Origin of the sequence: Haloflavibacter putidus (assembly GCF_006546625.1) — a bacterium.
GTDB lineage: Bacteria > Bacteroidota > Bacteroidia > Flavobacteriales > Flavobacteriaceae > Mesonia > Mesonia putida.
This window is the reverse complement of record NZ_VIAR01000009.1, coordinates 30,638-44,575: the sequence shown is the minus strand read 5'-3', so window position 1 is coordinate 44,575 and position 13,938 is coordinate 30,638. Positions and strand designations below refer to the sequence as shown.

12 protein-coding genes are annotated in these 13,938 nt (G+C 35.4%); 8 read left to right on the top strand and 4 right to left on the bottom strand.

Annotation, left to right across the window (positions count from 1 at the left end):
- Positions 1-110 precede the first annotated feature (110 nt).
- Together ubiE and porT are read left to right on the top strand one after the other, a co-directional pair.
- Positions 111-839: a bifunctional demethylmenaquinone methyltransferase/2-methoxy-6-polyprenyl-1,4-benzoquinol methylase UbiE gene (gene ubiE, locus FKR84_RS09455; protein WP_141422064.1), complete on the top strand. Its 729-nt coding sequence runs from the start codon at positions 111-113 to the stop codon at positions 837-839.
- Positions 840-843: 4 nt separating this feature from the next.
- The gene (gene porT, locus FKR84_RS09450) at positions 844-1,539 is read left to right on the top strand and encodes a type IX secretion/gliding motility protein PorT/SprT (protein ID WP_141422063.1); all 696 of its coding nucleotides are present in this window, start codon (positions 844-846) and stop codon (positions 1,537-1,539) included.
- A 5-nt stretch (positions 1,540-1,544) separates the two neighbouring features.
- On the opposite strand, the gene FKR84_RS09445 is transcribed toward porT, so the two are convergent.
- On the bottom strand, positions 1,545-2,267 hold the full coding sequence (locus FKR84_RS09445) for a TrmH family RNA methyltransferase (RefSeq protein ID WP_141422062.1): 723 nt from the start codon (positions 2,265-2,267) through the stop codon (positions 1,545-1,547).
- A 34-nt stretch (positions 2,268-2,301) separates the two neighbouring features.
- On the opposite strand from FKR84_RS09445, the gene tamL reads away from it, so the two are divergent.
- The 3 genes from tamL to accD are packed head-to-tail and all read left to right on the top strand — an operon-like array spanning position 2,302 to position 6,889.
- Complete coding sequence (gene tamL / locus FKR84_RS09440; protein ID WP_141422061.1) at positions 2,302-4,872, top strand: translocation and assembly module lipoprotein TamL; 2,571 nt, start codon at positions 2,302-2,304, stop codon at positions 4,870-4,872.
- Positions 4,873-4,921: 49 nt separating this feature from the next.
- Positions 4,922-5,989, top strand: a complete 1,068-nt coding sequence (gene fbaA, locus FKR84_RS09435; RefSeq protein WP_141422060.1) for a class II fructose-bisphosphate aldolase — start codon at positions 4,922-4,924, stop codon at positions 5,987-5,989.
- 42 nt (positions 5,990-6,031) lie between these two features.
- On the top strand, positions 6,032-6,889 hold the full coding sequence (accD, locus tag FKR84_RS09430; RefSeq protein ID WP_141422059.1) for an acetyl-CoA carboxylase, carboxyltransferase subunit beta: 858 nt from the start codon (positions 6,032-6,034) through the stop codon (positions 6,887-6,889).
- Positions 6,890-6,959: 70 nt separating this feature from the next.
- On the opposite strand, the gene FKR84_RS09425 is transcribed toward accD, so the two are convergent.
- The 3 genes from FKR84_RS09425 to FKR84_RS13565 all read right to left on the bottom strand — a co-directional run bounded on the left by FKR84_RS09425 (position 6,960) and on the right by FKR84_RS13565 (position 10,093).
- On the bottom strand, positions 6,960-7,325 hold the full coding sequence (locus FKR84_RS09425; RefSeq protein WP_141422058.1) for a heavy-metal-associated domain-containing protein: 366 nt from the start codon (positions 7,323-7,325) through the stop codon (positions 6,960-6,962).
- A 21-nt stretch (positions 7,326-7,346) separates the two neighbouring features.
- Positions 7,347-9,590, bottom strand: a complete 2,244-nt coding sequence (locus tag FKR84_RS09420) for a TonB-dependent receptor (protein WP_141422057.1) — start codon at positions 9,588-9,590, stop codon at positions 7,347-7,349.
- Positions 9,591-9,691: 101 nt separating this feature from the next.
- On the bottom strand, positions 9,692-10,093 hold the full coding sequence (locus tag FKR84_RS13565; RefSeq protein WP_407925299.1) for an HYC_CC_PP family protein: 402 nt from the start codon (positions 10,091-10,093) through the stop codon (positions 9,692-9,694).
- A 210-nt stretch (positions 10,094-10,303) separates the two neighbouring features.
- On the opposite strand from FKR84_RS13565, the gene rpsO reads away from it, so the two are divergent.
- From rpsO to proC, 3 genes are all read left to right on the top strand, one after another.
- Positions 10,304-10,573: a 30S ribosomal protein S15 gene (gene rpsO, locus FKR84_RS09415; RefSeq protein ID WP_141422056.1), complete on the top strand. Its 270-nt coding sequence runs from the start codon at positions 10,304-10,306 to the stop codon at positions 10,571-10,573.
- A 130-nt stretch (positions 10,574-10,703) separates the two neighbouring features.
- Positions 10,704-12,830 (top strand): polyribonucleotide nucleotidyltransferase, encoded by a 2,127-nt coding sequence (locus FKR84_RS09410; protein ID WP_141422055.1) that lies wholly within the window; start codon positions 10,704-10,706, stop codon positions 12,828-12,830.
- A 300-nt stretch (positions 12,831-13,130) separates the two neighbouring features.
- Complete coding sequence (gene proC / locus FKR84_RS09405; protein WP_141422054.1) at positions 13,131-13,931, top strand: pyrroline-5-carboxylate reductase; 801 nt, start codon at positions 13,131-13,133, stop codon at positions 13,929-13,931.
- Positions 13,932-13,938: the final 7 nt, after the last annotated feature.

Below are 13,938 nucleotides of genomic sequence, written 5' to 3'. Positions count from 1 at the left end.
TCGGCAAAGGTAGTTTTTTCCTATAATTTGAACCGCAAGCCTTTAGCATTTTTTTTTGAGCATAAGCCAAAATATATTGCATAAAACGTATCTTTACAAAAAATTAAGCCATGGCTAAAAAGGTTATTCCGTATAAAGATTCTAAACTGAACAAGAAAAAACAGGTGGAGAAAATGTTTGACACCATTTCTGAAAATTATGACGGTCTTAACCGCGTTATTTCTTTTGGAATAGACACTACTTGGCGCAAAAAGGTTATAAAACTTATCGCAGCCACCAACCCGCTAAATGCTTTAGATATTGCTACTGGCACAGGCGATTTGGCAATTAGTTTGGCAGAAGCGGGTATTGATAATGTTACCGGTTTAGACCTATCTGAAGGGATGCTTAGTGTTGGCCGAAAAAAAATAAAAGAAAAAAAACTAGAGAATAAAATTACAATGGTGCAAGGCGATTCAGAAGCTTTACCTTTTGAAGAGAATCATTTTGATGCTATATGCGTAGCCTTTGGTGTACGGAATTTTGAAAATTTACAAAAGGGTCTGGCAGAAATTTATCGCGTGTTAAAACCCGGGGGTATTTTTGTGGTTTTAGAAACTTCGGTACCAACCAAAACTCCTTTTAAACAAGGTTATAGCTTATATACTAAATACATGTTGCCGGTTATTGGCAAAATCTTTTCTAAAGATAAAGTGGCGTACCAATATTTGAGTGATAGCGCTGCAGTTTTTCCTTACGGAAAGAAATTCAACAATATTTTACAAAAAATTGGGTTTACATCTATAGAAAACAAACCACAAACTTTTGGTGTAGCCACCATTTATACCGCATCAAAATAATTATATGAGAAAAATCTTTTTAGTTTTATTGCTTTGCATAGGGTTTCAAAGCCTTAGCGCTCAAGGTTTTTTTAGATCTGGAGATAAGCTTAGAAACTTAGATAATTTTGATAAACAACGTTGGTCCTGGGGGTATTATTTAGGCTTTAACTCCTACGATTTTAAATTTGATTATGAAGAAGAAGCACCGGATGTACTGGTAGAAAAAAACATTGGATTTAATATAGGACTTATTGGTAACTTACGCCTTAACGATTATATAGATCTCCGTTTAGAACCAGGTGTTATTTTTGCCGGCAGAAACCTAACCTATCCCGATATACCGGAAGACAATCTTAGAGAGGTAAAATCTACTTATGTTCATATTCCGCTTTTGGTTAAATTTTCTACCAAGCGTCTTAACAATTTTAAACCCTTTATTATTGGCGGGGTTTCTACTTCTATAAATTTATCGAGCAACGAAGATAATCCAGACGATAACAGTGTGGGCGAATTTAGAATGAAAACTAGCACTTATTATTATGAGGTTGGTTTTGGAATAGATTTTTATTTATTCTTCTTTAAATTTACACCTAGCATTCGTGGGGTTTTCGCTTTAAGCGATGAGTTAAAACGCGATAAAGATCCTAACAGCCCGTATACTTCTAACATTAATCAAATGTCTACGCGCGGGGTTTTTCTTAACTTTAAATTTCAGTAAAAATATTAGCGACGCCTAAACTCGCTTAAACTTATAGCAGTTGCAGTAGCCACGTTTAAACTTTCTGTTTTTTGGTGTGCGCCAAATTGCGGAATACTAATGCTGTTTGTTACGATATTTCCTATTGTTGACGAAATACCGTTTGCTTCGTTGCCTAAAATCAAGACAGCTTCTTTTGGCAATACAGCGCTATAAACTGACTCTGCTTGCATAAAAGTTCCGTAAAGCGGTAATCCTAAATTGGGCAAGCTCTCTTCTAAATTGGTATAGCTTACTCTTACACGGGCAATAGAGCCCATTGTAGCCTGAATTACTTTTGGGTTATAACAATCTACCGTATCTTTAGAGCATATAATATTTTCTATTCCAAACCAATCGCACAGTCTTATAATTGTTCCTAAATTTCCGGGATCTCTAACGCCGTCTAAAGCCACTATCAAGCCTTTTTTTAAGGTCTCGGAGTTTTCGGGTATTTTAAACAAAGCCAAGGCAGTTTGCGGAGTAGAAAGTTTAGAAATTTTTTGCAACTCTCCCGGTTTTAATAGTTGAATTTTATTTTTGGGTGTATAAAACAGGTCTACTTCCGTAAAGAGCATTTCTAACTCAAAACTAGAATTTAAGAGCTCTTTGATAACTTTTACACCTTCGGCAAAAAAAAGTTGGTGTTTCTGTCTATATTTTTTTTGAGTTAGGCTGTTTATTAGCTTTATTTGGCTTTTGCTAAGCATAAATTAATGTATTTTTGAAACAGAATTTTTGTATTTGAAATTGACATCGACAAAAATAGCATTATTTCTATTAGTAATTCTACTAGCGTCTTGTAACGCCGTAAAACGAGTAGGAAACGATGAGCATTTGCTCACGCAAAATACCATTTTTAAAAATGGTGAAAAAATTTCTGATAGTGAAGTTTACAATCAATTATTTCAAAAACCAAATGTACGTTTACCGTTGGTGAGAATGCCCTTACGCCTTTTTATTTATAATATGGCGAAACCAGAGCCCGACTCTACTTTTTATACTTGGTTAGAAGAAAAACCAAAACGCAAAAAACGCTTAATTAATTTCTTTTCGGAAAAACAAGTAGAGCGTATGGGAAATGCCTATGTTGGTTTTAATAATTTTTTGAAAGAAACCGGAGAGGCTCCTACAATTTTTAGCGAACAGAAAACAGAAAATTCTGCTAACCGATTAAAATCTTGGTATTGGAATCACGGCTGGTTTAACGCCGAAACCGATTTTAAAATAAACAAAAAAGACAATAAACGCGCTACGGTAGACTATTATGTAAAACCCAAACAACCTTATATAATAGATTCTATTTCTTCTAGAATACCTTCTTCTGTGGCAGACTCTATCTACCAATTACACAAAAAAGAAGCTATAATAAAAGACGGACAAAAATTTGAAACCAACAATTTTGAGACAGAGCGGGAAAGGCTTACCACTCTTTTTAGAAACAACGGTTTATATCATTTTGAGCAAGAGTACGTTTCTTTTGATGCAGACACCATAAACACTAACCACAAAGTAAATATAGATGTTGTAATTGCAGATAGACGCAACCAAGAAGACAGTACGGCGGTAGAAGATTTTAACGTTCACCGCATAAGCCAGGTAAACATTTTTACAGATTATCGTTACAAGTTTAAAGACTACCCACTCTTAGATTCTGCCAAGCATAAAGGCTATAATTTATACAGTTTTGAAGATTTAAAATTTAAACCCAAAGCCATAACCGATGCTGTTTTTATAAAAAAAGGAAACGTGTATCGCGACCGAGACCGATCTTTAACCTACCGCCGGTTTAATGAATTGCAAATGTTTGAGTATCCCAATATTCAATATATGGAAGATCCTCGCGATAGCACCAAAACCAGTTTGATTACCAATATATTTTTAACCCCAAAACCTAAATTTGGAGTAGATTTTAATTTTGATGTTTCGCGCAGTAATATTCAAGAATTTGGTTTGGGTTTTGGCGGTTCTCTCTTAATTCGTAATATTTTTGGCGGTGCCGAAATTTTAGAAATTGGCGGCCGCGGAAGTATAGGTAACTCTAAAGATGCCGCAAAAGATAAAGAAAATACATTTTTTAATATTTCCGAAATTGGCGGAAATCTCAATCTTACCTTTCCAAAAATTGCATTTCCTATAAAAACAACAGGGATAATTCCTAAATCCATGTCGCCATTTACCAATTTGAGCGTTGGTTTTAGCACGCAGAAAAACATAGGTTTAGATAAACAAAACGTAACGGGTAAGTTTGCATATCGCTGGTATCCTTCTAAAGAATTATCGCATAGATTTGAACTTTTAGACTTGCAGTATGTACGCAATTTAAACGTAGCAAATTACTTTAATATTTACCGAAATTCTTACGATCGTCTTAACGAAGTTGCACAAGATAATTATGACCAAATAAATCCGGAGTATTTTGAAGCCCAAGACCCAAACAGCAACACTTCACCAAACTTAAAAATTCCCGAAGGTACAACTGCATTTATAAACGATTTTAAAAATAACACATACAATTTAAACCAAGACGAGCGCAGTATTACCCGTAACATTATAGAACGCAAAGATAGGCTTACAGAAGACAACTTGATTCTGGCTTCTAACTTTAGTTATATGCATAACACCCGCGAAAATATTTATGATGAAGAGTTTTCGCAATTTAGATTTAAGATAGAAGCTGCAGGAAATACGCTGTCTCTATTGGCACCTGTAATTGGTTTAAAAAAGAACAGAAACGATAATTATAATTTATTTGGTGTTCAGTTTTCGCAATATGCAAAAATTGAAACAGATTTTATAAAACATTGGGATCTTGGTCAACAAAACATTATAGCCGTTAGGGCTTTAGCGGGAATTGCTATTCCATACGGCAATTCTAACAGCATACCTTTTGCCCGAAGTTTTTTTGCCGGCGGCGCGAACGATAATCGTGGCTGGCAAGCTTATGATTTAGGACCCGGCAGCAGCGGTAGTATAAATGAGTTTAACGAGGCAAATATGAAGTTAAGCTTTAACGCAGAATACCGGTTTAATCTATTTGGCTCGTTACACAGCGCGGTTTTTGTAGATGTAGGAAATATTTGGAACGTTTTAGATAATGTAGAAGACCCACAATCTACTTTTACCGAATTTGCAGATTTAAAACAATTGGCCGTTGGTTCTGGTTTTGGTTTACGCTATGATTTAGATTTTTTCGTAATTCGTTTAGATTTAGGATTTAAAACCTACAATCCAGCATATTATGACCAGAAATGGTTTACAAACTATAACTTTGCACACGCTGTTTATAATGTTGGGATCAATTATCCTTTCTAGCAATAATATTTTATTAATTTTGTATTTAAAAATCAATTAAAAGTAAACCATGGCACACACTATCAAACCAGGAGTTGCAACCGGCAAAGAAGTTCAAGAGATATTTGATCACGCAAAGAAAAACAACTATGCTTTACCGGCCGTAAATGTTGTTGGCTCCAATAGTATAAATGCGGTTTTAGAAACTGCCGCAGAGTTAAACGCACCGGTAATTATACAGTTTTCTAACGGCGGAGCACATTTTAATGCAGGTAAAGGCTTGCCTAACGACAAGCAGCAAGCAGCGGTTTTAGGTGGTGTTGCCGGCGCAAAACACATTCACGATTTGGCAAAAGCATACGGAGCATCTGTAATATTACATACGGACCATTGTGCCAAAAAATTATTACCTTGGATTGACGGTCTTTTAGACGAAGGCGAAAAATATTACAAAGAACACGGTAAACCTTTGTATTCTTCGCATATGATAGATTTAAGCGCAGAACCAATAAAAGAAAACATAGAAACCTGTAAAAAATATCTTTCCCGTATGGAAAAAATGGGAATGACTTTGGAAATAGAATTAGGCATAACCGGCGGCGAAGAAGATGGCGTAGACAACACAGGCGTAGACTCTTCTAAACTTTACACCCAACCCGAAGAAGTTGCTTATGCTTACGAAGAATTAAGCAAAATAAGCGACCAATTTACTATTGCTGCAGCTTTTGGTAACGTACACGGTGTATACAAACCGGGTAACGTAAAATTGACCCCAAAAATTCTTAAAAATTCGCAAGAGTATATTACTGAAAAATATAATGTAGAAAAAAATCATATAGATTTTGTATTTCACGGTGGTAGTGGCTCTTCTGTAGAAGAAATTAGAGAAGCTATTGGTTATGGCGTTATAAAAATGAATATAGACACAGATCTTCAATATGCATTTGCAGCCGGCGTTAGAGATTATATGATGGAGAAAAAAGATTACCTTGCCAGCCAAATTGGTAATCCTGAAGGTGAAGATGCACCAAACAAAAAATATTACGACCCAAGAAAATGGTTACGAGAAGGAGAAAAAAGCTTTAAAGAAAGACTCAAAAAAGCTTTTGAAGATTTAAACAACGTGAATACTTTATAAAATTATCCTTTTCTAACTTAATTATTAACAAACCCCTAAATTATGGCTTGGTTTAAAAGAACAAAAAAAGGAATACAAACCGCTACAGAAGATAAAAAAGATGTACCAAAAGGTTTGTGGTACAAATCTCCTACCGGTAAAATTGTAGATGCAGAACAACTGGCAAAAAACCATTACGTAAGTCCGGAAGACGGTTACCACGTAAGAATTGGCAGCCAGGAATATTTTGAAATACTTTTTGACGAGAATAAATATAAAGAGCTCGACAAAAACCTTACGGCAAAAGATCCACTTAAATTTGAAGACAAAAAGAAGTATCCAGATCGTATAAAAGAAGCCCAGAAAAAAACCGGTCTTAAAGACGCGATGCGTGTTGCTGTTGGTAAGTCTAAAGGAAAAGATTTGGTAGTAGCCTGTATGGATTTTAGATTTGTTGGCGGCTCGATGGGTTCTGTAGTTGGCGAAAAAATAGCCAGAGCGGCAGATTATGCCATGGAAAAGAAAATACCTTTAATGATAATTTCTAAATCAGGCGGCGCAAGAATGCAAGAAGCTGTTTTATCGTTAATGCAGTTGGCTAAAACTTCCGTAAAGGTTGCGCAATTGGCAGAAGCCAAAATCCCGTATATTTCTTTATGTACAGATCCTACAACGGGCGGCACTACAGCCTCTTTTGCAATGTTGGGCGATATTAATATAGCAGAACCAGGCGCGTTAATTGGTTTTGCGGGACCACGTGTAGTTAGAGATACCACAGGAAAAGAATTGCCGGAAGGTTTTCAAACTTCAGAATTTTTAGAAGAGCATGGCTTTTTAGATTTTATAACCCATAGAAGAGATTTAAAAAACAAAGTTAATATGTATATAGACTTGATTTTAAATCAACCGATTAGGGCTTAAAATAGTTATCTATAAAAAAGTCCTCGTTAAAATTAACGAGGACTTTTTTTATTTATCATTTTTTGAGGCACTATTCCATTTTACCGGTTTTATGATCTTCCTTAATCGCTTCGTCTCTGTATCTGCAGCATTTGTGCACGCTATTATAAGCCTCGTCTGTAGCTTTCATATCGCTAACATCGTGCCCTACAGCAACAATGCTTTTTTTAATAGCATCTAAGCTTGTTTTCTTTTCGTTATAAATCAATTTTAGCTCGTGGGTTTCTACATTCCAATCGGCTAATTTTACGCCTTTTGCTTTAATGCATGCTTTTTCAATTCGTTCTTTACACATCTGGCAAACGCCATCTACCTCTAAAGAAGCTTTGGCATTTCTATTTTGCGAAAAGCCAAAAGAGGTTACTAGCAACACTAAAACTACAAGTAATTTTTTCATATTTTATATTTATTTAAATTATTATTTTATTCTATATCGTAATCCAATATAATACAAACTACCAAAAATTGGTCCGTATACAAATGTACTGTCAAAATTTGAACCAAAAGGATTATCGGTTCCTAATATAGGTTTTCTTTGTCGCACATTTGTAATATTTTCGCCGCCAGCATAGACTTCAAATTTAGGAGAAAATATTTTGGTAACTTGTGCATTAAGCGTATTTACTTCTGGCGAATATTCTGGCTTTTGATATTGGGGCTGATTACCAACGGTAGACGGAAAACGTTGTTTTCCTAACCAATTATAAGTAATATCAAATTTCCATCTACTATTATTTTTTATTGGAGTAGCATAAGACGCATTGGCAAAAAAACGATGTTGTGCAGTAAGTGGTTTTATTTTCTCACCGGTTAAATATTTTGTTTTTACATTATAATATTTATAAGCCAAGCGGGTATCCAATCCTTTTAAGATGTTATAATTTAATTCTGTCTGAAAACTATTGGCAAAACTATTGTTCTCTAAATTATAAAAATTGATTTCTTGCGGATTTTCCCAATCTACCACTACTTGATTTTTAAAATCTGTTCGGTAAAAATCAAAAGCAATATCTCCTTTTTGACCGAATAAATTAAAGCCTTGTAAATAAGAAACACCATAATTCCACGCAATTTCCGGCTCTAATCCGTAAATATCACTTTCGTTAGACTCTATGATATTGATATTTCTAGCTGTTGCAAACAAATTTTGATTTTCAGCAAAAATATTAGCCGAGCGTTTTCCGCGACCAAAAGAAGCGCGAAAAGCAGATTTTTCCCACGGGGTATACCGCATGTGAAATCTAGGAGTTACAAATAATCCTAAGCGGTTATGGTTATCTATACGGGCTCCAGCTGTTAAATTTAACTTTTCTAAATTATCAAATTGGTATTCAAAAAAAGCACCTACAGAATTATCAATACGTTCATAGCTTGTAGTTTCTACCAATTCGTCATACGCATCATAGGTAAAGCTTAGACCGGTTTTTATTTTATGGCGAGAATCGCTAATAATAGAATTATAAATAAAATTAGAGTACACGCTGGTATGGTCTATATTATAACGTCTTAAACCAAAGTAAGAATCTTGTTGATGATTGCTTAGCGCAAACTGAACGCCTAAATTCCGCCAAGGCAAATCCGGATCTACATAACCAAATTTACCAGAAAGATCGTAACGTTGTGTTTCGATTTCGCTTCCCCACGCATTGGTGGTCAGCTTGTCGGTATCGGGATCAAAATCTACTTCTCCAGTTTGCTTATAATCGTCAAGAAATCGCACATTTAAAAAGCCAACAAATCCGTTTTCATTATCAATATATTGCCAACGGTTCATCACGTTTATCTGATTGTAAAGTGGCATATCTAAAAAACCATCGTCATTAACATCGTGTTTTTCTTGATGTGTATTGCCGTGCACATATATACCTGTGCTCCACTTTTCGCTTACTTTAGTATTGTAATGTGCATTGAGTTCTAAACGCTGGCTGCTAGCGCCATACAAATTTAAAAATAAGTTATCGTCTTTTGTGGGCTTTTGCAACTCGGCATTAATTTGGCCTGCAATACTTTCGTACCCATTTACCACGCTACCGGCGCCTTTGGTTATTTGAATACTTTCTACCCAAGTTCCCGGGGTAAAAGTTAACCCGTAGGCTTGTGCGGCTCCTCGAACTGTAGGAATATTTTCCATTGCAATTAAAATATACGGACTTGTTAATCCCAACATTTTAATTTGTCGCGTTCCTGAAATAGCATCTGCAAAATTGACATCTATAGAAGGATTGGTCTCAAAACTTTCGGACAGGTTACAACAGGCTGCTTTTAATAGCTCATCGCTACTTACGTTCATCGTATTTTGAGAATTAAGGTAAGAACGCGATGTGGCTTGCTTTCGCGAAATTACTTTTATTTCATCTAAAGAGCTGGTAGGCGTTAAAGCATGCGTTATGGGTTTTGAAGGGTTTTTTATTGCAATGGTATCAGATTTAAAGCCTACATAGCTTATCACGATTTTTTTATAATTATCTTTATAGGGTAAAGAAAAATTGCCGTCAAAATTAGTTACCGTTCCTACCTCTGTATTTAACCAATAAACATTGGCACCCAATAACGGAAAAGATTTGCTGCTTTCGTTTTTTTCATAAATGGTTCCTTCAATTTTTTCTTGGGAAAAACTTAAAAAAGAAACACTAAGAAATAATGTAAAAAATAGATATTTCATAAATAATGTTTGTAAATAATGGTATAGAGAATTGCATGCTAATTGAAATAATTACACGCGATAGATTATTGAAAATCATCTACAAAAAGTAGACGCAAACATTAAATGATAAATACTTGGTAATGCCGGAATAAATTCTTTTGAACAAGTAAGGGTGGTTCGTAAAAAACAGCGGCGACCTTAGCATCAAAATTCCGTAAAGAAACACTAGTAGCAAAAGTAGTACTTAAAAACTCTTGTTTTTGCACCTTAATTTTCTTGCTCTCTAATTTTTTTAGAACCAGATTCTCTTTTCCGTAAACAACGTTACTCGTTTCTTTACAGCAATCTTTAGCTATTTTAAAAGTTTGATTTCTTTCTGTCTGAAGATTAGTACAAGAAGTATGTTTACAGTTTTGTAGCTCTGCAAAAAGGCTCGCTTCTATTAGAGACTCTCCGCAAAAGCGTTTATTAACTGTAAAAGAGCTTGTAGAAACAAGAATGCAAACAGCCAAAATTGGCATTAAAATAATATGAAGCGTACTATTTTTCACAGCACAAAAATAGAAAATAAAATGAATGAATAAAATAGGGCTTATATTTTAATTATTAGCGGTATTATTCCACCCCAAAAAACTGCTACAAATTTTCATGACTGTTATAAAAATAAATAGTATATTTGCCGCTCGATAGAAAAACTATCTGTACATAATAATCATTGAAATAATATTGGAATGTATTTAACAAAAGAAGAAAAAGAACAATTGTTCGAGAAGTACGGGCAAGGTAAACAAGACACCGGCTCTACAGAAGGGCAAATTGCTTTATTTACAAAGCGTATTGCGCATATCTCTGGACATTTAAAAGGAAATCACAAAGATTTCAATTCTGAGCGCTCGTTGGTAGCCTTGGTAGGTAAACGTAGAAAACTATTAGATTATTTAATGAAAAAAGACATTATACGTTACCGGGAAATAGTAAAAGAATTAGGATTAAGAAAATAATTTTAAGGGGCTTTATGCCCCTTTTTTTTATAATAAATTGTCTCGCTACAATTCTAAAAGGCGGTTTTTCATTGGTCTTACAACTACACACAACACAACAACGACCTTTGTTTAATTAGAAAAAAATAGTATGAAACCAAAAACATTTAAAGAGGTTATCGATTTAGGCGATGGCAGAACCATCTCTCTCGAAACCGGAAAATTAGCTAAACAAGCCCACGGTTCTGTTGTTGTACAAATGGGCAAAGCCATGTTGCTTTGTACCGTTGTATCTTCTTACAAACCTTCTACAATGAGCTTTTTCCCGCTAACGGTAGACTACCGCGAAAAATTTGCAGCGGCAGGAAGATATCCCGGCGGATTTTTTAAAAGAGAAGCACGACCAAGTAACGAAGAAATACTTACCATGCGATTGGTAGACCGCGTTTTGCGTCCGCTTTTCCCAAGTGATTATAAGTTTGAAACGCAGGTTATGATTCAGTTAATGTCTCATGACGAAGAAGTTATGCCAGATGCTTTGGCAGGTTTGGCTGCCTCTACGGCCATTCAACTTTCTGATATTCCTTTTGAATATCCTATTTCAGAAACAAGAGTAGCGCGTATAGATGGCGAGTTTGTTATAAACCCAACCCGCGAGCAAGTTAAAAAAGCAGACATAGATCTTATGGTAGGCGCATCAGAAGATAGCGTTTCTATGGTAGAAGGAGAAATGGATGAAATTTCTGAAGAAGAAATGGCAGAAGCTATCAAATTTGCACACGAAGCCATTAAAAAACAATGTCAGGCACAAGTAAAATTGGCCGAAGCTTTCGGTAAAAAAGAAACACGAGAGTACGAAAAAGAAACTAACGACGAGGAGTTAGAGAAAAAGATAAACGATGCTGCCTACGACAAAGTTTACGACATCGCTAAACAAGGTCTAGGAAAACACGATCGTACAGATGCTTTTGATAAAGTAAAAGAAGAAGTTGAAGCTTTATTTGACGAAGAAGAATTGGAAGAAAAAGGAGACTTGATTTCCAAATACTTCAAAAGCACGAAAAAAGAAGCCATTAGAGACTTAACTATAAAAGAAGGTATTCGTTTAGACGGAAGAAAAACAGACGAGGTAAGATCTATCTGGTGTGAAGTAGATTATTTACCATCTACCCACGGCTCTTCTATCTTTACCCGTGGAGAAACACAAGCTTTAGCTACGGTTACTTTAGGAACTTCGCGTGAAGCAAACGTAGTAGATTTACCAACCGTACAAGGCGAAGAAACGTTTTATTTACATTATAACTTTCCACCATTTTCTACAGGAGAAGCCTATCCAATTCGCGGTACTTCCAGAAGAGAAATTGGTCACGGTAACTTAGCACAGCGCGCTTTAAAAGGAATGCTTCCAGAAAGCTGCCCTTATACAGTTCGCGTAGTTTCTGAAGTTTTAGAATCTAACGGTTCTTCTTCTATGGCAACGGTTTGCGCAGGAACTATGGCGCTTATGGATGCCGGAATACAGCTTAAAAAGCCGGTTTCAGGAATTGCAATGGGACTTATTTCTAAAGGAGACGATTATGCAGTTTTATCAGACATTTTAGGAGATGAAGACGCTTTAGGTGATATGGACTTTAAAGTAACCGGTACAGAAGATGGGATTACTGCCTGTCAAATGGATATAAAAATCAAAGGCTTGTCCTACGAAATTTTAGTAAAAGCTCTAAAACAAGCTAGAGAGGGCAGATTGCATATCTTAAATAAATTGACAGAAACTATTGCAGAACCAAACGAGAATGTAAAAACATACGCTCCAAAAATTATAACCAGAAGAATTCCAGGCGAATTTATTGGTGGTCTTATTGGTCCGGGTGGAAAAACCATTCAAGAACTACAAAAAACAACTGGAACAGAGATTGTTATAAACGAAGATCCGGAAACCGAAGAAGGTATTGTAGAAATCTTGGGTACCAGTCAAGAAGGTATAGATAAGGTAATGACTAAAATAGACTCTATTACTTTTAAGCCTGAAAAAGGTAGCGTTTACGAAGTAAAAGTTATCAAGGTTTTAGACTTTGGCGCTGTAGTAGAATATTTAGACGCTCCAGGCAACGAGGTGTTATTACATATTTCTGAACTAGCTTGGGAACGTACCAACAATGTTACAGATGTTGTAAATATTGGAGATGTGATAGACGTAAAATACTTTGGTTTTGATCCTAAAAACAAAAAAGACAAAGTATCTAGAAAGGCACTTTTACCAAGACCGGACAAAAAGTAATTTCTAAATAACGTTTTTAAAGAGGTTTTACCTTAAAAAGCTTCCGTCTATTTGACGGAAGCTTTTTTTATACTGACAAACCTGCACAAAATAGACGACTTGTCACCTATTCTTTTTACGAGATAATAACATTACATAGATTTTAATACTAAAATAATGCAAAAGCCTTAATGCTTCCGTACATTATTTAGTAATTTAGAAACGTTTACAAATTAATTTGAAAAAACCAGCTTTCTGCATACAACTTGCAGCTTTTGTAACCTATTAAAATTAAATAGTGATAATCTATAAATCAAAAAAATGAAAATACTAGTTATTGGAGCCGGAAATATGGGATTAACCTACTCTGAAGGAATGGCAACTTCGCCACTTTTGAGTAACCACAATTTAAGAATATTTGATACCGACCCCAAAAAAAGATTGGCTTTGGATGAAATATCGCACTTTGATGTGTTTGCAAATTTAGAAGATTGTTTACCCAACGCTGATTTAGTATTTATAGCGGTAAAACCTTACCATAGCGATGATCTTTTTGAAAAGATGAAACCTATGATTAACCAAAGTCAAATATTCATTTCGTTAATGGCAGGTGTAACTATCAAATCTATACAAGATAGGCTAGGCGCTAAAAAAGTAGTAAGAACTATGCCCAACTTGCCTGCACAAGTAGGTAAAGGTGTAACTTCTTATACAGAGTCTGAAGAAGTATCGCGTATAGAATTATTAATGATTCGTAATTTACTCGATACCACAGGAGAATCTATTCACGTAGATACCGAAAAATTTGTAGATGCCTCTACCGGCATTTCCGGCAGTGGTCCTGCCTATGTTTTCTACTTTATGCAATCTATGCTAGAGGCCGCACTAAAAATGGGCTTTTCAGATTACGACTCCAAAGTATTAGTAAGCAGCACTTTTGAAGGAGCAGTAGAACTCTTTAACCAATCAGATCTTACGCCGGAATCTTGGATGGACCGCGTAGCCTCTAAAGGAGGAACTACCAGAGCCGCCTTAGATTCTATGGATGACAATAATGTAAAAGAATTAATTAAAGAAGCCGCCTATGCAGCTTTTGACAGAGCTGTAGAATTAGGCAAATAATAACCCT